Genomic DNA, 20,584 nt, shown 5'->3' with positions numbered 1-20,584 from the left:
ATGCGCAGCCGTTCTTACGACCCCGATCTGACCCCGCCCTGGAAGCGGCGGCGGCCGGTGCCCGAGGTGCCCGCCGAGGCCGATCTGGTGGTGGAGGAGATCACCACCGGCTTCTGCGGAGCGGTGATCCGTACGGAGAAGACCGCCGAGGGGCCCACGGTCACCCTGGAGGACCGCTTCGGCAAGCACCGCGTCTTCCCGATGGAGCCCGGCGGGTTCCTGCTGGAGGGGAGGACGGTCACGCTCGTACGGCCGGGGACGGGGGCTCCCAGCGCCGGAGCGGACTCCGCCTCCGGACCGGGCTCCGGAGCGGCCGGAGCCGCGGCAGCCATCGGGACCGGGACGGGGACCGCGCGGCGCACGGCGTCCGGCTCCATCGCCGTCCCCGGCGCGCGGGCGCGCGTGGCACGCGCGGGCCGCATCTATGTGGAGGGGCGGCACGACGCCGAACTCGTCGAGAAGGTCTGGGGCGACGACCTCCGCATCGAAGGTGTCGTCGTCGAATACCTGGAGGGCGTCGACGATCTCCCCGCCGTCGTACGGGACTTCGGGCCGGGCCCGGACGCCCGCCTGGGTGTGCTCGTCGACCATCTCGTGCCGGGCTCCAAGGAGTCCCGCATCGCGGCGGAGGTCACGGACGAGCACGTACTGGTGGTCGGCCACCCGTACATCGACATCTGGGAGGCCGTGAAGCCCTCCTCTGCCGGAATCGACGCCTGGCCGAAGGTGCCTCACGGGCAGGACTGGAAGACGGGCGTGTGCCGCGCCCTGGGCTGGCCCGAGAACACGGGCGCGGCCTGGCAGCGGATCCTTCGCGGCGTACGCGACTACCGGGACCTGGAACCGGAACTGCTGGGCCGCGTGGAACGGCTCATCGACCACGTGACGGTGGGCTTCTCGTAAGGGCCAGCGGGGACGCAGAGGCGGCGGCCGACGGCGGACCCGGGATACGGAACCGCCGCACGCTGCGGCGGACTCGCCCCGGGACACCCGCTGTGGCTCCGCACCATGCGGGGCAGCCGTCGCCGCCCGGGCCGCAGTTCCGCACAGGCCCGGGGTGCATGCCGGGTCCGTCCGCACGAGCCAACGTGCGCCCGGCGGGGCCGGGGCGGCGCAATCCCCGGTGCCCAGCCGGCACGACCGTGCCCCGCACACAAGCAGCGCCTCCCTCACCGCCGGGTGCCAGAGGGACGAACGACGGGCCGTACGGGCATGTCTCCCGCCCGCCCGTACGCGGAGACCACGCAGGCCGCGTCGGGCAGCCGCTGCGGGCCTGAGCACTGGGTGCAAGCGCACGGGAAGGCCGGAGACGTACGCTCACGCCCTGCCCCGCGGCGGCAGCCGCACACACCGGCCGCCCGAAGCCCGGCGCCGTGAGGCGCCCACCGCATCGCGGACAATGGGACGCATGCCCTCCGCACTGCCCGACGGCGAGCCCGTGCCCGAAAGCGGCGCGCTGCCGCCCCACGCCCTCGTGGGCCGCGAGTCGCGTCCGCTCGGCTTCTACCTGCACGTGCCGTACTGCGCGACCCGTTGCGGCTACTGCGACTTCAACACCTACACGTCGGCCGAGCTGCGCGGCTCCGGCGGCGTACTCGCCTCGCGGGAGAACTACGCGGCCACCCTGAGCGACGAGATCCGGCTCGCACGCAAGGTGCTCGGCGACGACCCGCGCCCCGCCGCCACGGTCTTCGTCGGCGGCGGCACCCCCACGCTGCTGCCTCCCGAGGACCTGGGGGCGATGCTCGCGGCCGTACGCGACGAGTTCGGGCTGGCGGCGGACGCGGAGGTGACCACCGAGGCCAATCCCGAATCGGTCGGCCCCCGGTACCTGGAACGGCTGCGCGAGGCCGGGTTCAACCGGATCTCGTTCGGCATGCAGAGCGCACGCCCGCACGTGCTGCGCGTACTGGACCGCACCCACACGCCCGGCCGTCCCGAGGCGTGCGTGGCGGAGGCGCGGGCCGCCGGTTTCGCACACGTCAACCTCGACCTGATCTACGGCACCCCCGGCGAGAGCGACGACGACTGGCGCGCCTCGCTGGAGAGCGCGCTCGCCGCGGGCCCGGACCACGTCTCGGCGTACGCGCTGATCGTCGAGGAGGGCACTCAGCTCGCCCGCCGCATCCGCCGCGGCGAGGTGCCCCCGACGGACGACGACGTGCACGCGGACCGCTACCTCATCGCGGACGAGCTGCTGACGGCGGCCGGGATGACCTGGTACGAGGTCTCCAACTGGGCGTCGGCCTCGGACGGTTCGGCCCGCTGCCGCCACAACGAGCTGTACTGGACGGGAGCCGACTGGTGGGGCGCCGGACCGGGAGCGCACTCCCACGCGGGCGGGGTCCGCTGGTGGAACGTGAAGCATCCGGCCGCCTACGCGCAGGCCCTCGCCGAGGGCCGCTCCCCCGGCGCGGGCCGCGAGGTGCTCACGGCCGAGGACAGGCGCGTCGAACGCATCCTGCTGGAACTGCGCCTCGCGACCGGCTGCCCGCTCGGCCTGCTGACGCCCGACGGCGCGGCCGCGTCCCGCCGCGCACTAGCCGACGGTCTCCTGGAGCCGGGCCCGTACGAGGAGGGCCGTGCGGTGCTGACGCTGCGCGGCCGTCTGCTGGCGGACGCGGTCGTCCGCGACCTCGTCGACTGAGCCCACCGAACCGTCCCGCAACCGCCCAGCGCCGCGCACCAACCACCGTGACACCTACGGCAATTGACCGCCGTACGGCCACAACAGCACCGCAAGCGGCATACCCGGCACGACGCCACCCGCGCCGCCAAACACCGCGCACCGAGCGCCAACCACCGTGACACCTATGGCAGTTGACCGCCGCACGGCAGCCGAACCGTACGAACACGACAGCACCGTAAGCGGCACGCTTGGCACGGCGTCCCCGCAACCGCCAAACACCGCGCGCCGCGCGCCAACCACCGTGACACCTACGGCAGTCGAGCGCCGTACGGCAGCCGAACCGTACGAACACGACAGCACCGCAAGCGGCATACCCGGCACGCCGTCATCCGCGCCGCCAACCACCGCGCACCAACCACCCTGACACCTACGGCAATTGAGCGCCGCACGGCAGCCGAGCCGTACGGCGCCGCACCGTAAGCGGCATGCCGGGCGCGGCAGCGCCCCGGCGCGCTCAGCCGCCGCCCGTCGCCTGGAGCACCAGCAGTGCCAGGTCGTCCGCCGCCGCTCCGGCGCCGAACGCGTGGACCGCGCGGCGGATCCGTTCCGCCGTCTGTGCCGCGTCGAGGCCGCCGCAGTCGGCGAGCACGGCCGCGAGACCGTCCTCGTCGTCGAACTGCCGCTGCCCGCTGCGGCGTTCGGTGACTCCGTCGGTGACGCACAGCAGCGTCTCCCCGGGCTCCAGTACGACGCTCTGGCTCCCGTAGCGGACGTTCTCCTCGACGCCGAGGAGGAGTTGGGGCTCGGCCGCCGCCCGTACCTTCCCCGACACGTCACGCACCAGGGGCAGCGGATGCCCGGCGCACACCAGCGTGCAGAGGCTGCCGCCGCCCTCGGACGCGGGCCGCGGCGTCAACTCGCCGTAGATCATGGTCAGAAAGCGGGTCTGCTCGCCCACCTCGCGGTTGAGCCGGTCCATGACCTCGGTGACGCCGTGGCCCTCGCGGGCCAGCAGCCGCAGCACGGGGCGGGCGAGACCGGTCACGACGGCGGCCTCGGGGCCGTTGCCGCACACGTCTCCGAGCGCGAACCGCCAGCGCCCGTCCGGCCCTTCGAAGAAGTCGTAGAAGTCGCCGCCCGCCCAGGAGCCCTCGCCGGCCGGTTCGTAGACGACGGCCGTCTCCACCCCCGGCACGGCGACGTCGCCGGACGGCAGCAGCCCGCGCTGGAGCACCCGGCTGATGGTGGCCTGCCGCGTGTAGCGGCGGGCGGAGAGCACGGCCTGGGCCACGCGCCGCGCGAAGTCCTCGACGATGCCTACGACTTCGCCGGGGATGCGGACCAGTCCCGCCCGTCCGATGACCAGCGCGCCCACGTTCCGTCCGCCGACGACGAGCGGGCAGCCGGCCGCCGCGCCGCCCGGACCGTACGCGGACGCCTTGCCGGGCCAGGTCCACGGGACGGCCCTGCCGCGCGGGGTGCGGCCGTCGAACTCCGGCGGTGTCCTGGTCAGTTCGGCACGCAGCTCGTCCATCCGCTCCTCCTGCGTGTGCCATACGCGGGAGAGGCGCAGCGGTGCGCCCGTGTCGGGGTCGGCGAGCCACACGGCGCACCAGTCTGCGAACCGTGGCACGAGCAACTGGCAGGCCAGGGAGGCGACTCGGTCCTCGTCGGTCTGTCCGGCGAGCAGGTCGGAGGCCTCGGCGAGGAAGGAGAGGATGCCGCGGGCGGTCCAGTCGGGGTCGTGCGGGCGTACGACCCCGGCGGAACGCTGCTCGGGGGCGAGGCTGCCGGTGAGGCCGCCGCCGGGACCGGGCGTCGCGGGCTCCTCGGGCGTCCCCGGCTCACCGGGCGTTCCGGGCTCTCCGCGTGTTCCGGGATCTCCGGGCGTCCCGGGCTCCTCGGGACCGGAAGCGGCCTCCGGCACGTCCGCCCGTGCCTCCGCCCGTACACCGCCCGCATCCGGGCCCGGGACGAGGTCCGCGGAGGGGGGCAAAGGCGCCCGTGGCGGCTCCCCGGAGCGGCTCGGAAGCCGGAACCAGACCGTCTTGCCGTCCCGCCGGTAGGTGACGCCCCACTCTCCGGCGAGAGCGGCGACCAGCCGCAGCCCCTGACGCCTGCGGGCACCGGGAGGCCCGTCGCCGGCGGCGTCCGCGTCCTCCCCCGCGCCGACCGTGTCCACGGCGCGGGTCGGGTGCCCGTCCGCGGCCTCGAAGGCGATGGCACCGCCCTCGTGCCGGCACTCCAGGCGCACCGACGTGCCCGCGTGCACGACGGCGTTCGTCACCAACTCGCTTGCCAGCAGCGTCACATCGTCCGTGGTGGCGGACGGAACCTCCCAGTCGCGCAGCGCCGTACGCACGAAGTCGCGTGCCGCGGAGGGCGCCCGCGCGTTCCCCGCCAACGACGCCCGCACCACGGCGGATCCCGCGGATCCCGCGGCGCCGCGCGCCCCGCGGTCCGCTCCGTCTCCCGCCCGGTCTCCAGCTCCGTCGTCGGCTGTGCCACCGGCGGTCTCGTCCACCACTTCGAGGACTTCCCCCCACCACGTCGTCGACGTCCCCACAGTGCGTGCCCCCACCACTTGTCCGATTGCTCCCCACGGGACTAACGCAAGGGTGACAGACTGAGCTGATCCATATGCATCCGGTGACGAAAACCGACGAGACGGCACGCGCGTGAGTGATGAGGCGTCCGAGCGTCCGTGAGGCGTCCCGCGGCGGCACGGGCGGGGAGCGTACGCCCGTCCCCCACCAGGGGACCAGCGCTCCGTGCGCCCCGCGGCCCTCTGTGCGCCCTCATCGCGCCCCGTACGAGGGCCGGTTCACCGGCCGGGCGGCCGTGGTCGCGGGCGCCGTGTGCCGTGGCCGCAAGTGGCCACGGATTCTGCGAGCCGTGGCCAGGACGTGTGGACGGGCTCCGTACACGCAGTGGAAGCGCTTGCGCAGTCGCGGCTCGGATCAACTGCTGAGGGACAGCGATCACATGGCGCCCGGCGGCCCCAAGCCGAAGGCCCGTGCGGCACGCAGACGTGCCGCACGGGCCTTCGTGAGCTTCGGCCTCGGACGCGGACCGCGGACCTCGACCCTGTGGGTATCCGTGTCCGCGTCCGAGGAAGCCACCGACGGGCCGCCGGGGGCTCAGCCTTCGCGCGTCCCCGCGTACATCTCCTCGATGAGGTGCCCGAACTCCCGCTCCACCACAGGCCTCTTGAGCTTGAGGCTGGGCGTCAGCTCGCCGTGCTCGATGTCCAGGTCGCGCGGCAGGACGCGGAACTTCTTGATGGTCTGCCAGCGCTGGAGCGTGCCGTTCAGCTCCTCGACGTAGCCGTCGACCATCTGCCGCACCTCGTCGCTGGTGACGACGTCCGGGTACGGCTTGCCCTTCAGCGTCTCCTGCTCCTCCGCCCACGCGGTGAGGCTCGGCTCGTCCAGCGCGATGAGCGCCGTGCAGAAGTTGCGGTCGGCGCCGTGCACCAGGATGTTGGAGACGTACGGGCACAGGGCCTTGAACTGGCCCTCGACCTCGGCGGGCGCGATGTACTTGCCGCCCGAGGTCTTGATCAGGTCCTTCTTGCGGTCGGTGATCCGCAGGTAGCCGTCCTCCGACAGCTCGCCGATGTCACCGGTGTGGAACCAGCCGTCGGACTCCAGGACTTCGGCCGTCTTCTCCGGCAGCCCGTGGTAGCCCTCCATGATCCCGGGACCGCGCAGCAGGATCTCCCCGTCGTCGGCGATCCGGACCTCGGTGCCGGCGAGCGGCTTGCCGACGGTGCCGGTGCGGTATGCCTCGGCCGGGTTGACGAAGCTCGCGGCGGAGGACTCGGTGAGCCCGTAGCCCTCCAGGATGTGGATGCCGGCGCCGGCGAAGAAGTAGCCGATGTCGGGTGCCAGCGCGGCCGAGCCGGAGACACAGGCGCGCAGCCGTCCGCCGAAGGCCTCGCGGAGCTTGGCGTAGACGAGCCGGTCGGCGACCGCGTGCTTGGCCTTCAGGCCCGCGGGCGCGGTGGCGTTGCCCGTACGGCGGAAGTTCTCCTGCGTGACCTTGGCGTACTCGCGGGCGACACCCGCCGCCCACTGGAAGATCTTGTACTTGGCGGCGCCCCCGGCCTTCGCCTTGTTGGCGACGCCGTTGTAGACCTTCTCGAAGATGCGGGGCACGGCGGCCATGTACGTCGGCTGCACGACCGGCAGATTCTCGATGATCTTGTCGATGCGGCCGTCGACGGCGGTCACGTGGCCGACCTCGATCTGCCCCGCGGTGAGGACCTTGCCGAAGACGTGGGCCAGCGGCAGCCACAGGTACTGCACGTCCTCGTTCGTCACCAGGCCCGACTGCGAGATGGCCTTCGCCATGTACGCCCAGCAGTCGTGCGGCAGCCGGACGCCCTTGGGCTTGCCGGTGGTGCCCGAGGTGTAGATGAGCGTGGCGAGCTGGTCCGAACGCAGCGCCGCCACCCTGTTCTTGACCGCCTCGGAGTCCTCCAGCAGATGGTCGCTGCCGCGCCTGGTCAGCTCGGCGAGGCTGATCACCCAGCCGTCGGGGTCGCCGTGCTCCGGGCCCGTGCCGGCGGGGGAGCCGGTCTCGGTCTCCGGGCCGGCGTCGATGAGCACCACGTGCTTGAGACCGGGCAGCTCCGCTCGGCGCTGGCGCACCTTCTCCAGCTGCTCGACGTCCTCCGCGATCAGTACGCGGCTGTCGGAGTCGGCGAGGATGTAGGCGGTCTCCTCGACGTTGGTGCTCGGGTAGACGGTGGTGGTGGCGGCGCCCGCGCACAGGATTCCGAGGTCGGCCAGGATCCAGTCGACCCGGGTGCTGGAGGCGATGGCCACCCGCTCCTCGGGCACGACGCCGAGGGTGATCAGTCCGGCAGCTATGCCGAAGACGCGCTGAGCGGCCTGTCCCCAGGTGTAGCTGCGCCAGTCGTCCGGGCCCTCGCCGGCGGCGGACGGCACCGGATAGCGGTAGGCCTCGGCGTCCGGGGTGGCCTCGACCCTTTCCAGGAAGAGTGTCGCCACGGAGGGCGGCCGGTTTTCGATAAGGGGTTGTGTGTCGCTCACGACATCCTCCGCTGGCCCGCACCTTATTGGTCGGTGTGATTTGCGTGGGGTGGGGGTGAGTGCTTGTTGACTCACGAGTAACTAGAAGCAGCGGCCAGCCTAGAGGCCGTTGCTTCCCAACGTAAGGGGGTCGTCGCCCGGAACCCCCCGATCACCTCGCGATCGTCACAGGCTCCCCAGGAAACACAGAGAGACGGGCCGCGAACGACCCGTCTCACCCTGTTTCTGAATCTTTTCAGGGCCGCTCAAGTAGCCCTTTCGTTATTTTTCATTTCCTGGCTTTGGCGCCGTCGGCCCCGGTGCCGCCGCCATCGGTGGACAGTGCGGCGATGAACGCCTCCTGCGGCACCTCGACGCGGCCGACGACCTTCATCCGCTTCTTGCCTTCCTTCTGCTTCTCCAGCAGCTTCCGCTTACGCGAGATGTCACCGCCGTAGCACTTCGCGAGCACGTCCTTGCGGATCGCGCGCACGGTCTCGCGGGCGATGATCCGCGCCCCGATCGCCGCCTGGATGGGCACCTCGAACTGCTGCCGCGGAATGAGCTCGCGCAGCTTGTTCGCCATGCGGGAGCCGTACGAGTACGCCTTGTCCTTGTGGACGATCGCCGAGAACGCGTCCACCTGGTCGCCCTGGAGCAGGATGTCGACCTTCACCAGGTCCGCGCTCTGCTCGCCCGTGGGCTCGTAGTCCAGCGAGGCGTAGCCGCGCGTACGGGACTTCAGGGCGTCGAAGAAGTCGAAGACGATCTCGGCGAGCGGCAGGGTGTAGCGCAGCTCCACGCGGTCCTCGGAGAGGTAGTCCATGCCCTGGAGCGCGCCGCGCCGCGACTGGCACAACTCCATGATCGCGCCGACGAATTCACTGGGCGCGATGAGCGTGGCCCGTACGACCGGCTCGTGGACCTGGTCGATCTTGCCGGTGGGGAACTCGCTGGGATTGGTGACGGTGTGCTCCGTGCCGTCCTCCATCTCCACGCGGTAGACGACGTTGGGCGCGGTGGCGATCAGATCGAGGCCGAACTCCCGCTCCAGACGGGCCCGGATGACCTCCAGGTGCAGCAGCCCGAGGAAGCCCACGCGGAAGCCGAAGCCGAGCGCCACGGAGTTCTCCGGCTCGTACGTCAGCGCCGCGTCGTTGAGCTGGAGCTTGTCCAGGGCGTCGCGCAGCTCGGGGTAGTCGGAGCCGTCCAGCGGATACAGCCCGGAGAAGACCATCGGCTTCGGGTCCTTGTAGCCGGGCAGCTCCTCCTCGGCGCCCTTGGTGAGACTCGTCACGGTGTCGCCGACCTTGGACTGGCGCACGTCCTTCACACCGGTGATCAGATAGCCGACCTCGCCGACCGCGAGACCGTCGGCGGCCGTCATCTCCGGTGAGTTGGTGCCGATCTCCAGCAGCTCGTGGGTGGCGCCCGTGGACATCATCCTGATGCGCTCGCGCCTGCCGAGGCGGCCGTCGACGACCTTGATGTACGTGACGACGCCGCGGTACGCGTCGTACACCGAGTCGAAGATCATCGCGCGGGCGGGGGCCTCGGCGACGCCGACGGGCTGGGGCACCTGCCGGACCACCTCGTCGAGCAGGTCCTCGACGCCCTCGCCGGTCTTCGCGGAGACCTTCAGCACGTCCTCCACCTCGCAGCCGATGAGATGCGCCAGTTCCGCGGCGAACTTCTCCGGCTGGGCGGCCGGCAGATCGATCTTGTTCAGCACCGGGATGATGGTGAGATCGTGCTCCATCGCCAGATAGAGGTTGGCGAGGGTCTGCGCCTCGATCCCCTGCGCGGCGTCGACCAGCAGGATGCACCCCTCGCAGGCGGCGAGGGAGCGGGAGACCTCGTAGGTGAAGTCGACGTGGCCCGGGGTGTCGATCATGTTCAGGATGTACGGGGTCTCCCGGGCCTCCTTGGGGGCCCAGGGCATGCGTACGGCCTGCGACTTGATCGTGATGCCGCGCTCACGCTCGATGTCCATGCGGTCGAGGTACTGGGCGCGCATCAGCCGGTCCTCGACGATGCCGGTCAGCTGGAGCATCCGGTCGGCGAGCGTCGACTTGCCGTGGTCGATGTGCGCGATGATGCAGAAGTTACGGATCAGCGCCGGGTCGGTGCGGCTCGGCTCCGGCACGTTCGAAGGGGTCGCGGGCACTCAGTGTCCTGTCGGGTCTGTCGTCGGGTCGGCGGGAAGGCCCCGGCCGCGAAGGGCCTCACCGGCGAGGGCCTGCGTGAGGCGCCGGGAGGGTCCTTCGGAAGGCTCTTCCGGAGGCACTTCGGGAAGCTCTCGTACGAATACGCAGCCCCCATGGTCCCATGCGCGGGCGATGCGGACCGGATTGGGAGGCCACGGGGCCTGCTGGTAGCCTGACCGACTGTGCCTCGTGCGCTCCGCGGCCTCCCGGACGGGAACGGACCGGGACCACACCGCCGACGGGCCGGTACGAGACCGGCGCCGGGCGCCGGCAGCGGAAGCCCCACGGCAGAAGCTCGGGCGGAAGCTCACGACGGCACGGAAGGCACCATCACCGAACCCGTAAAGGCTCTTTTTCGTGGCGAACATCAAGTCCCAGATCAAGCGGATCAGGACCAACGAGAAGGCGCGGCTGCGCAACAAGTCGGTCAAGTCGGAGATCAAGACGGCGATCCGCCGCACTCACGAGGCGGTCGCCGCCGGCGACGAGGCGAAGGCCGACGAGGCGCAGCGCGCCGCCGGCCGCAAGCTCGACAAGGCCGTCAGCAAGGGCGTGCTGCACAAGAACAACGCGGCCAACAAGAAGTCCGCGCTCGCCAAGCGCGTCCTCAGCCTCAAGGGCTGACCCTGGCCTCAAGGGCCGACCCTCGGGGGCTCCCTCCCGGGGCGTCCCTCAGGGCTGACCGCCCCTTTGCCGGTGCGGGTCCCACGGGCCCTCTCACTCCGTTCCGTACCGGCTGCGCTGCCTCACGGCGTGACCTCTCACGCCGTGGACCACGCGCCGCACGCGGCCTGCGTTCGCCACGCGGGTGCGGCGCGGGAGATCGCTTCGCGATCGCTCACAGCAACACCGGACGACGAAGGCCCCGCCACGCTTTCCCCAGCGACCGCGGGGCCTTCGGTGTGCGTGGGTGTAGGCGGATTCGGTGTGGGGGCGGGCGTGGGCGCCTTGGGCGTGCGGGTGCGGGCGGTTTCGGTGTACGGGTGCGGGCGGCTGTCAGCGGTGTCAGCGCATGTGGGCGCGGGTGGGCCGGTGTTGGCCGGGTGCGGGCCTGGACGGACGCGGCGGGGACGGCTGTCCCCGGGGCTGGCTGGTTGCCGGGCCGACGCTGGCACTTCGCGACGCCCGCCTCCGGCGTACAGCCTCCGCTTACGAACTCACGACGTACGGCCGCGGGACCGCACCGCCGTCGCCGAGTCGGGCGCCGGGTCGGTCGGCGGGAGACAGTCAGGTACGAACGCGGACGCGAACGGACGCGAACGGGCGGGCTGCGCCGGGCCGTTCGTTCGCAGCGCGGCAGCATGCCCCGCGTCCCCTCAGCGAGAACGGGCCGCCTGCGCCACGGCGATCACGGCCCGCTCCAGCGCGTACTCCGGGTCGTCGCCGCCGCCCTTGACCGCCTCGTCGGCCGCCGCGACCGCGCGCAGCGCCGAGGAGACGCCGTCCGCGGACCAGCCCCGCATCTGCTGCCGGACCCTGTCGATCTTCCATGGCGGCATGCCCAGTTCGCGCGCGAGGTCGCCGGGGCGCATGCCGCGGGGCGCGGAGGCGAGCTTGCCGATGCTGCGTACACCCTGCGCCAGGGCGCTGGTGATCAGCACCGGGGCGACGCCCGTGGACATCGCCCAGCGCAGCGTCTCCAGCGCTTCAGCAGCACGCCCCTCCACCGCGCGGTCGGCGACCGCGAAGCCGGAGGCCTCGGCCCTGCCCGTGTAGTAACGCGCGACGACGGCGTCGTCGATGGTGCCCTCGACGTCCGACACCAGCTGTGAGCAGGCGGAGGACAGCTCCCGCAGATCGCTGCCGACCGCGTCGACGAGGGCCTGGCACGCCTCCGGCGTCGCCGAGCGGCCGAGCCCCCGGAACTCGCCCCGCACGAACGCCAGTCGGTCTGCCGGCTTGGTGAGCTTGGCGCAGGCGACCTCTCGTGCGCCTGCCTTGCGTGCCGCGTCGAGCAGCCCCTTGCCCTTGGCGCCGCCGGCGTGCAGCAGCACCAGCGTGATCTCCTCGGCCGGGGCGCCGAGATACGACTTCACGTCCTTGACCGAATCCGCGGACAGATCCTGGGAGTCGTGGACCGCGACGACCTTGCGCTCGGCGAAGAGGGACGGACTGGTCAACTCGTCCAGCGTGCCCGGCTGAAGGTCCGCGGCGGCAAGCTCGCGCACATCGGTGTCCGGGTCGGCCGCACGCGCGGCGTCGGTCACCTGCCGCACCGCCCGCTCCAGCAGCAGCTCCTCCTGCCCCACCGCGAGGGTGACGGGAGCCAGCGGGTCGTCCGTCGTCGTCTTCTTCCGCGTACCAGCCATCGCCGACCAGCATCCCACGCCGCACCGACACCTCCGCCTGGCGCAGAATGCCGGTGTGACGGACGTACGACACATCCTGGTGCTGCCCGACCGCGACGCGGCCGAGGAGGTCGCCGAGGAGTTGGCGCAGCGCTTCGAAGGGCCCCATGCGGAGCCGCAGTTGGTGCGCGAGGCGCTCGCCGGTGAGGACGACGCCGAGGACGCGCAGTGGCTGGTGGTCCTGGAGAGCCCGGAGGCGCGCTACGACCCGGAGCTGCTGGACGCACTCGCGGGAGAGTACGACGGCTGGCTGGAGCGGGACTGACCGGCCGCCCGGAGGACAACAGACAGGCGGGGCAGGCGGGTTAGGCGGGGCAGGCCTTCACGCTGGTCACGCCCTTTCAGGCAGCTCGGACGGCTCCGGCGGTCGGACCGCTCCGGCGGGTCAGGCGGGCAGGCGGATCACGGAGGTTCGCCGGAAGCGGGGCCGGTCGGTACGGGACCGGTCGGTGCGGGACCGGCACGGGCGGGGCCGCCGACGGGCGCCGTGCGCTCGCTCACCACGGCTGGGCCGTCCTGCGCCGCACCGGTCCCGTTCGCTTCCCCGGGACGTGCTCGGGCGCCGGGGTGCCCGCTGCCCGTGACCGCCAGCGCGCCGTGCCGGTCGGTGCGGCGGACGACGGCGCCCAGGGCACGCAGCGCGGCCACCGTACGCGGCGCGGGATGCCCGTACGGATTGTCCGCGCCACAGCTGATCAGGGCGATGCGCGGACGCAGCCGCTCCAGCAGCCGGGCGTCCTGGTAGGCGGAACCATGGTGGGGGACCTTCAGCACGTCCACGGACGGCAGCGCCGGGTAGGCGCTCAACAGGCCGCTCTGTGCGTCCGGTTCGAGATCCCCCGGCAGCAGCAGCGACATGCCGCCCGTGTGGAAGAGCAGCGTGACGCTCGCGTCGTTGGGCCCCTCCGGCCGCTCCGCGGACCCGGCGGCTCCCGGCGGACCCGGCCACAGCGCCTGCCAGGAAAGCTCCCCCGCACGGCGCCGCTCGCCCGCCATGGCGCCGGTCACGGGAATCCCGGCCCGTCCGGCCGTACGGCGCACGAACTCCGCCTGTCCCGGCGGCTCTTGGAGCGTCGTCGTCTGGATCGCCCCGACGCTGCGCCCCTTCAGCACGCCCGGAAGCCCGGCGACATGGTCCGCGTGGAAGTGCGTCAGCACGAGCAGCGGTACGGAGTCGACACCGAGGGTGCGCAGACACCGGTCGACTGCCTGCGGGTCCGGGCCCGCGTCGACGACGACCGCCGTGTGCGGCCTGCCCGTGGCGAGCGCCAGCGCGTCGCCCTGTCCCACGTCGCACGCCACGAGCCGCCAGCCCGAGGGCGGCCAGCCCGTCAACGGCCGTACGAGCGGCACCGGTCGGACCAGGGCGAGCAGCAGGAGCAGCGCGCACGCGGCACATAGCCACGGACGTGCGAGCAGCGCGGACAGCCGGGTGATCCGGGCCAGCAGCAGCATCGCGACCGTGAGCGCGACGAGGAGCAGCGCGCCCGCCCAGCCGCCGGGCCAGCCGATCTCCGCGCCCGGAAGCCCCGCTCCGGTGCGGCCCAGCAGCGCGACGCCCTCCGCGGGCCAACTCGCCAGCCACGCAAGGGACTCGGCGAGCGGTATCGCGAACGGCGCTGCCGCCAGGGCCGCGAAGCCCAGCACTGTCGCGGGAGCCACCGCGAACTCCGCGAGCAGATTGCACGGCACGGCCACGAGGCTCACGTGCGACGCCAGCACGACCACCACCGGAGCGCACACGACCTGCGCCGCGCCGGCGGCGGCCAACGCCTCCGCGAGACGTCCGTTGACGCCCCTGCGGCGCAGGGCCGCGCTCCAGCGCGGTGCGAGCGTGAGCAGTGCGCCGGTGGCGAGCACCGACAGCAGAAAGCCGAAGTCGAGCGCGAGCCACGGGTCGTACAGCACGAGCAGCAGCACCGCGGCGGACAGCGCCGGCAGCAGCGAGCGCCTGCGCCCCGTGACGAGGGCGAGGAGCGTGATCAGTCCGCACGCCGCAGCCCGTATGACGCTCGGGTCGGGACGGCACACGACGACGAACGCGAGGGTCAGCAGCGCGCCGAGCGCGGCCGTGGCGCGCAGTGGGACGCCCAGCCTCGGGGCGAGGCCGCGCCGCTCGGCGAGATGGGCCGTCCCCGGCGGCCCGATGAGCACGGCCAGCATGATCGTGAGATTGGCACCGCTGACCGCGAGCAGATGCATCATGTCCGTGGCGCGGAAGGCCTGTTCGAGATCGGGGCGCAGCCGGGAGGTGTCTCCCACTACGAGGCCCGGCAGCAGACCGCGCGCGTCCCCGTCGAGGCCGCGGGTCGCTTCCCGCAGCCCCGCGCGGAGAGCGCCCGCCCCTCGCTGGAGGGCCGTCGGCCCCCGGACGACGGGTGGCGGCCCGTCGGCCCGCAGCCGCACCACCGCCGCGATGTCCTGTCCGTATCCCGTGCGCAGGGGTGACGCGAGCCGGGCTTCCGACCTCAGACCGGTGGAGGGCAGCAGCCGCTGCCAGCGCGCCGGCGGCGGCCCGTCCCGCTGCTGTACGACGACGAGCACCGGCGCACGTACGGCACGGTCCACGAGCCCCGCGTGATCCCGGTCGCCGGGAAAGCCGCGACCACCGCGACCGGGGCCGGAGACGGACGAGGCCCGCGCGGTGACGTGGGTGACCTCGGCGCGGAAGAGCAGCGCACCCGGCGTCTGGCGAGCGCCTCGCACCTGCGGCCGGGTCCGCCGCGGGTCCTCCGTGACGGTCAACTCCACGGTCGCCGTGGCGTGTTGCTCCGCGAGGTGCGGCAACGGCCCACGCCGCAGATCTGCCGCGTGCAGCGCCGCCACGGTGGCGCCCGCCGCCGCGCACAGCAGCGCCGCCGCGGTCGTGACGAGCAGACCGGGACGCACGCCGCCGGTACGCCGGCCGGTACGCGCTCCGGGTCGCGGCGCCGCCGCCCGCGCCTCCGAACGGGACGGAGACCCCCGCCGCCCGGACGGTGAGCGTTGCCACGCGGGCGCCGAGCCCTGATGCCCCGACGCAGACCCCTGCTGCCCGGACCCCCGTCGCCCGGACCCCTGCTGCCCGGACCCCCGCCGCCCGGACCCCTGCGGCCCGGAGCGCGACCGTTGCCACGCGGACGCCGAGCCCTGATGCCCCGACGCAAACCCCAGGCAGCCGGACCCCCGCCGCCCGGACGGTGAGCGTTGCCACGCGGGCGCTGAGCCCTGGTGCCCCGACGCGGACCCCTGCTGCCCGGACCCCGGCCGCCCGGAGCGCGACCGCCGGCGCCCGGCTCCCGCCCGTACGAGCAGACCGGCCGCAGCCGACGCACACGCGGCGATCCCCGCCACGGCCGCCCGCCCCGTCACGCCCAGCGCCAGCGCGGCACCCGCCCACGCGGCCAGCGCCAGCGGCACGAGCCGCAGGTCGGCCGTCTCCTCCCGCGTCGGGGCTCCGGCGCCGGTCGGCCCGGCGGCCGTCGCCGGTGCGTCTCCCGCGGCTTCCTCCGCCGTCGCACCGGCGGCGCTCGCGGCCTGCCCCGTGCCACGGGAACCGTCCATGGCGGGCGGCCCTCCACCGCTCACGGGCCCACCTTCGGCTCGATGTCGGCGAAGCGGCCGTCGCCGATGCCGTCGACCTCCTTGAGCTGGTCGACCGATGTGAAACCGCCGTGCTCCTCCCGGTACTCCACGATGTGCTGGGCGAGCACCGGGCCGACGCCCGGAAGCGTCTCCAACTGCGCCGCCGTGGCCGAGCTGAGGCTGACCGGCCCGCCTGGCGGGGCACCGGCCGCCCCGGCCGCAGCCGCGCCGTCGTCCGGACCCGCGCCTCCGCCGCCCTTCGCTCCTGGCCGGGCGCCGCTCCCCGACGCCGCGCCCGCGCCCGCCGGGCCTCCCGCGACGATCTGCTCGCCGTCGACGATGCGCCGGGCCCGGTTCAGACCGCTGAGGTCCGTGCCGGGACGTACGCCGCCCGCGGCTCTCAGCGCGTCGGCGACCCTCGCGCCGTTCGCCAACTTGTAGACGCCCGGCTTGCGCACCTTGCCGCCGACGTCCACCACCAGCCGCTTGCCCGGGAGTTGAGCGGCGGCGTGCCCCGCCCCCGGCGTACGGCCCGCAGCGGCGGGCTCCCCGCCGGAGCCCTCGGCCGCCGACTCCACCGCCGGGGCCCGCACGGTCTCCGGGCGCCCCGTCCAGAAGTGGTGAACCGCGAATCCGACGGCGACGACGAGCACGACAGCGAGCGCGAGCAGCGTCCTCGGCTCGATGCCGCAGCGCAACTGCACCCACAGCGGCAGCCGTTCCCACAGGGCGAGCCTCGTCCGCTCACTCCTCGCGAGCGGTCCGGACTCCCTTGCGCAGCCCCCGGCTCGCTCGCCGTCCCCGTACCCGGCAGGCGGAGCGGCAGCCCGATCCGTCCCAGGCCCCTCGTACACCGGGACACCCTCGGGGACCGTCCGCGCCTCGCGCACCGTGTGCGCCTCCCACGCCGCATACGTCTCCCGCGCCGCGGCACGGCGCTCCCGCCCCCTCCGTACGGCAGCCCTGGCGCTGGCCACGGCGGCGGCACGCGGCAGCACCCCCGCCCCGGACGGGCCGCGGCCGGCGTCCGGCGGCCCTCCGGAACCGAGTGGTCCGAGGCCGTCGGCACCGTCCCCGGTCTCGGCGTCGGCACCGCCCCCGGCCTCACCTCCTCCCCCGGCATCGCTTCCTCCCCCGCTCTCGCCTCCGCCCCAGGCCGAGGTCTCATCACCGGACGGCTCGGCGCCACCGCCCGGCAAGTAACCGTCATCGAGCAGCACCGCCGCACGCTCACCGGGCACGGACGGCGCACCGCCCTGCCCCTCCGGACCTGCACGGGGCGCCGCCCGGCGCCCACGCGCCACCGTCGGGGGACGGCCCGGCGGCCTGCCGGATCTCCGGCGATGACGCCTGGCCTCAGCCCGGTGCGGCGACGAGATCGCTCGCGAAGGGTCGGCTCGCGAGGAGGCCGTACGGGAGAAGCCCGCACGGGAGGAAGCCCGGCGGGAAGGAGCGCGGGAGGGCGCGGCACGGAAGGAGACGAGGCGGGATCGGGTGCTCATGCCGAACGACGGTAGAGACGGCCCGGCCCCTGAAGTGATCTTGCTGAATTTCCGTGGACAACCGCTCAGTTGTGGATATCCCCGTCGCTCACTTCAGCGATACGACCGTGCCCAGCAGCCCCGGCCCCGTATGCGCACCGATCACCGCACCGACCTCGCTCACATGCAACTCCCCCAGCCCCGGCACCCGTTCACGCAGGTGCTCCGCGAGCTGGTCGGCACGCTCCTGCGCGGCGAGATGATGCACCGCGATGTCGACGTTCGCGTCTCCCGCGCGCTCCACGACGATCTCCTCCAGCCGCGCGATCGCCTTCGACGCCGTCCGCACCTTCTCCAGCATCCCGATGCGCCCGTCGGCCAGCTCCAGCAGCGGCTTGACGGCCAGCGCCGATCCGAGGAGCTTCTGCGCCGCACCGATGCGCCCGCCGCGGCGAAGGTAGTCGAGGGTGTCGACGTAGAAGTACGCGGAGATCCCCTCGGCCCGCTTCTCCGCCGCGGCCACGGCCTCCTCCAGCGAACCGCCGCCCTCGGCCGTACGGGCCGCCTCCAGAGCGCAGAACCCCAGGGCCATGGCCACCACGCCGCTGTCCACGACCCGCACCGGCACGGGAGCGTCGCGCGCCGCCAGCACCGCCGCGTCGTAGGTCCCCGAGATCTCGCTGGACAGATGGAGCGATACGACGCCGTCCGCGCCCGCCTCCGCCGCCGCGCGGTAACGCTCCGCGAAGACGGCCGGACTGGGCCTGGACGTGGTCACGGCGCGGCGCTCGCGCAGCGCCTCGGCGAGCGAGCGCGCCGAGATCTCCGTGCCCTCCTCGAGCGCCCTGTCCCCGAGCACCACCGTCAGCGGGACCACGTCGATCCGGTGCTGGGCCAGCGCGGACGGCGGGAGGTAGGCGGTGGAGTCGGTGACGATCGCGACCTGGGAGGACGAGGCCCGGGAAGAGGTGGTGCGGGAGGTGGTGCGGGACATGAAGGGAGGCTACCGCCGACTCAGGCGGCGCTCTGCGGACGGCCCTTCCTCATCTTGGGCGCATCGCGTGGCGCGTCGCCGCCGCGCGGAGCCGCCTCCGTACGGCCGCCGCGGTCGCGGCCCTCGCCCCCCTCGATGCCGCGCCCCGTCTCACGGCCGCACTCACGCGAGATCTCGCGCTCGGCCTCACGCCCGATCTCGCCCTCGAGGCCGCGTCCGCGTCCGCCGCGTTCGTACGTGCCCGTCCCGCCGGCGTCCCAGTGGCGCAGGGCTCCCGCCTCGATCTCGATCTGCTCGCTCAGGGCGTCGAGCCCTTCGGCGTCGTGCCGGCCGGCACGGTCCTGCGCCGCGAAGCGCAGGGAGTCCGCGGACTCCTTGATCCGTGCGACGCGTGCCCGCAGCCCGGGCATGAGGGAGGCCGTACGCGCCCGGTCCGGCTCCTTGTCCATCAGCAGCTGCATCTCACCGTCGAGCTGCCGCGCGTGCTCGTGGAGACGGTTGAGCAGGCCGAGGGCCTCCTGGAGTGAAGGGTCCCGGGCGAGGTCGGCCTCGAGGGCCCGGCGTGTGCCTTCGATGGAGGAGCGCAACTCCAGCCGCCGGCGGGCCAGTTCGCCGACGGTGCCGGGCTGGGCGCTGCGGGCGCGCAGCGCGGTCTCCTCGACCGTACGGCGGACCTGGGTGCCCGTGCGCTCGACTCCGCGCTGGACCGCCCGCACCGTCCGTACCGTGACGAGGACGCCGAGGGTCACGAAGAGTACGAAGAACAGCGCCATGACGCCGATGACGAATTCCACGAGCAAGCTCCTTCATCCGTCCGCGAGCCGTCTTCCTCCAGCGTAAACGGACCCGCCGGGCCGTACGTTCCGGAGAACCCGGCCGTCTCCCTGACCCGTCCCGTAGGGGCCGGGCCCCACCGCCGGGCCCTCCCCACCGAGCGAGCGCTCCCCCGCCGGGCCCTCGCCACCGGAGCGGCCGGAGCCGTCGCCCCCGGGGCCCTCCCCGCCGTCGCCGCGTCATACCGCCGCGGCCCGCCGCATCACGACCCGTTGACGGGCGCGGGCGCGTTCCCGCAGTAGCGCTCGAAGATGCTGGAGTGGGCGATCTGCCGGGCGTGGGCGATGCCGCCCAGGACGGCCGCTTCCTCGCCGACGGCGGAGACCGCGAGTTCGGGCAGCGGCAGCGGTACGAGTTCGGTGAGGCGTTCGCGGAGCGGTTCCAGCAGGAACTCCGCGTGACCGCCGACTCCTCCGCCGAGCACCACGAGTTCGGGGTCGACGGTCGCGACGACCGATACGAGCGCCCGTGCCAGCAGGTCGGTCTCGCGCGCCACCGCCGCCCGGGCCCGTGGGTCACCGGCCCGGGCGGCAGCGAAGACGTCGCCGGCCGACTCCGCGCCTGCCAGGCCCGCGCTTCGCGCCGCGGCCACGATGGCATCCGCGGCGGCTGCGCTCTCCAGCTCGCCGCGCGTCCACCGGGCCTCGCCGTCCTGTTCCGCTTCGGCACCGGGCGGCTCCGCACCGGAGGACTCCGCACCGGTCGCCCCGTCCACCAGCAGGAAGGCGATCTCACCGGCCGCGCCGTGCGCCCCGCGGTGCAGCCGCCCGTCGATCACGGTGCCCATGCCGATGCCGCTGCCGACAGACAGGTAGACGAAGTCCCGTACGTCACGGCCGAGTCCGGCCGCCTGCTCGCCCAGCGCCGCGAGGTCGATGTCGTTCTCGAAGACCACCCGGTCCCCCAGCTCCTCCGCGAGCAGGGCCACCATCGCGGGCCGGTCCCAGCCGGGAAGGTTGGAGGCGAGCCGGACCCGGCGGGTGGCCGGATCGAAGACGCCGGGGCTGCCGACCACGATGCTCAGCACGTCCGTGAGCGGCGTGCCGTGCTCCGCGAGCAGGCCGTCGACGAGACGGCTGATCTGCCGTACCAGCCGGGTGGAGTCCGAGACCTCGGAGCGCTCGCGGCCCCGTGCCACCACCTCGCCGCCCAGGTCCGCAAGCACCAGCTTGGTCCAGCGCACCCCCACGTCGACGCTCACGATCCAGCCGGCGCGCGCCTCGGGCTCCCAGAGCCGGGCCGCGCGGCCGGCCTGTCCCGAACGCACTCCGGTCTGCCGCACCAGCCCGCCGTCCTGGAGGTTGGCCAGCGCGAGGTTGACGGTGGGACGGGAGAGACCGGTGTCGGCGGCCAACTGCGGTACGGAGACGGGGGCCTGGTCGTGAAGACGGGTCAGGACGGCCCACTCGTTGGCACGCCGCATGCTCGTCGGGCCGCGCATCGCATCGGGTGCCCTCGTCGCCATGGCGGCCATCCTCTCACCGGTCC

General features: G+C 73.5%; 13 protein-coding genes. 4 read left to right on the top strand and 9 right to left on the bottom strand.

Annotated features, from left to right (window positions below; all coding sequences use genetic code 11):
• Together HCC61_RS02305 and hemW are read left to right on the top strand one after the other, a co-directional pair.
• Positions 1-903: a DUF3097 domain-containing protein gene (locus HCC61_RS02305; RefSeq protein ID WP_169133494.1), complete on the top strand. Its 903-nt coding sequence runs from the start codon at positions 1-3 to the stop codon at positions 901-903.
• A 505-nt stretch (positions 904-1,408) separates the two neighbouring features.
• The gene (gene hemW, locus HCC61_RS02300; RefSeq protein WP_169133493.1) at positions 1,409-2,647 is read left to right on the top strand and encodes a radical SAM family heme chaperone HemW; all 1,239 of its coding nucleotides are present in this window, start codon (positions 1,409-1,411) and stop codon (positions 2,645-2,647) included.
• Positions 2,648-3,143: 496 nt separating this feature from the next.
• Here hemW and HCC61_RS02295 read toward each other — a convergent pair whose 3' ends face one another.
• The 3 genes from HCC61_RS02295 to lepA all read right to left on the bottom strand — a co-directional run bounded on the left by HCC61_RS02295 (position 3,144) and on the right by lepA (position 9,835).
• A complete protein-coding gene (locus HCC61_RS02295) occupies positions 3,144-5,210 on the bottom strand; it encodes a SpoIIE family protein phosphatase (protein ID WP_346776983.1) in 2,067 nt (688 codons plus the stop codon).
• A gap of 559 nt (positions 5,211-5,769) precedes the next feature.
• On the bottom strand, positions 5,770-7,689 hold the full coding sequence (locus HCC61_RS02290; protein WP_169133492.1) for a long-chain fatty acid--CoA ligase: 1,920 nt from the start codon (positions 7,687-7,689) through the stop codon (positions 5,770-5,772).
• A 268-nt stretch (positions 7,690-7,957) separates the two neighbouring features.
• Positions 7,958-9,835, bottom strand: a complete 1,878-nt coding sequence (gene lepA, locus HCC61_RS02285) for a translation elongation factor 4 (protein WP_169133491.1) — start codon at positions 9,833-9,835, stop codon at positions 7,958-7,960.
• Positions 9,836-10,232: 397 nt separating this feature from the next.
• On the opposite strand from lepA, the gene rpsT reads away from it, so the two are divergent.
• A complete protein-coding gene (rpsT, locus tag HCC61_RS30435) occupies positions 10,233-10,499 on the top strand; it encodes a 30S ribosomal protein S20 (protein ID WP_169133490.1) in 267 nt (88 codons plus the stop codon).
• Positions 10,500-11,191: 692 nt separating this feature from the next.
• Here rpsT and holA read toward each other — a convergent pair.
• Positions 11,192-12,184: a DNA polymerase III subunit delta gene (holA, locus tag HCC61_RS02275; protein ID WP_169133489.1), complete on the bottom strand. Its 993-nt coding sequence runs from the start codon at positions 12,182-12,184 to the stop codon at positions 11,192-11,194.
• A 55-nt stretch (positions 12,185-12,239) separates the two neighbouring features.
• Here holA and HCC61_RS02270 point away from each other — a divergent pair, with 55 nt between their 5' ends.
• Positions 12,240-12,488 (top strand): hypothetical protein, encoded by a 249-nt coding sequence (locus HCC61_RS02270; protein WP_169133488.1) that lies wholly within the window; start codon positions 12,240-12,242, stop codon positions 12,486-12,488.
• A gap of 137 nt (positions 12,489-12,625) precedes the next feature.
• On the opposite strand, the gene HCC61_RS02265 is transcribed toward HCC61_RS02270, so the two are convergent.
• From HCC61_RS02265 to HCC61_RS02245, 5 genes are all read right to left on the bottom strand, one after another.
• On the bottom strand, positions 12,626-15,766 hold the full coding sequence (locus tag HCC61_RS02265; protein ID WP_240968351.1) for a ComEC/Rec2 family competence protein: 3,141 nt from the start codon (positions 15,764-15,766) through the stop codon (positions 12,626-12,628).
• A gap of 20 nt (positions 15,767-15,786) precedes the next feature.
• Positions 15,787-17,028: a ComEA family DNA-binding protein gene (locus HCC61_RS02260; protein WP_346776982.1), complete on the bottom strand. Its 1,242-nt coding sequence runs from the start codon at positions 17,026-17,028 to the stop codon at positions 15,787-15,789.
• Between the two features lie 349 nt (positions 17,029-17,377).
• Positions 17,378-18,262 carry a DegV family protein gene (locus tag HCC61_RS02255; protein ID WP_169133487.1) on the bottom strand — a complete coding sequence of 295 codons (885 nt, stop codon included), beginning with the start codon at positions 18,260-18,262 and terminating at the stop codon, positions 17,378-17,380.
• 20 nt (positions 18,263-18,282) lie between these two features.
• Entirely contained in the window at positions 18,283-19,056 is a 774-nt protein-coding gene (locus HCC61_RS02250; RefSeq protein WP_346776981.1) for a hypothetical protein, read from the bottom strand.
• 242 nt (positions 19,057-19,298) lie between these two features.
• Entirely contained in the window at positions 19,299-20,561 is a 1,263-nt protein-coding gene (locus tag HCC61_RS02245; RefSeq protein ID WP_169133486.1) for an ROK family transcriptional regulator, read from the bottom strand.
• Positions 20,562-20,584: the final 23 nt, after the last annotated feature.

Origin of the sequence: Streptomyces sp. HNM0575 (genome assembly GCF_012726265.1) — a bacterium.
Classification (GTDB): domain Bacteria; phylum Actinomycetota; class Actinomycetes; order Streptomycetales; family Streptomycetaceae; genus Streptomyces.
This window is presented reverse-complemented; position numbering and strand designations above follow the sequence as displayed.

What these genes read in the sequence shown, in the direction of transcription:
- hemW (WP_169133493.1), top strand. Translation starts at nt 1,409, where the DNA reads ATGCCCTCCGCACTGCCCGACGGCGAGCCCGTGCCCGAAAGCGGCGCG.
- holA (WP_169133489.1), bottom strand. Translation starts at nt 12,184, where the DNA reads ATGGCTGGTACGCGGAAGAAGACGACGACGGACGACCCGCTGGCTCCC.
- HCC61_RS02245 (WP_169133486.1), bottom strand. Translation starts at nt 20,561, where the DNA reads ATGGCGACGAGGGCACCCGATGCGATGCGCGGCCCGACGAGCATGCGG.
- HCC61_RS02255 (WP_169133487.1), bottom strand. Translation starts at nt 18,262, where the DNA reads ATGTCCCGCACCACCTCCCGCACCACCTCTTCCCGGGCCTCGTCCTCC.
- HCC61_RS02305 (WP_169133494.1), top strand. Translation starts at nt 1, where the DNA reads ATGCGCAGCCGTTCTTACGACCCCGATCTGACCCCGCCCTGGAAGCGG.
- HCC61_RS02265 (WP_240968351.1), bottom strand. Translation starts at nt 15,766, where the DNA reads ATGGACGGTTCCCGTGGCACGGGGCAGGCCGCGAGCGCCGCCGGTGCG.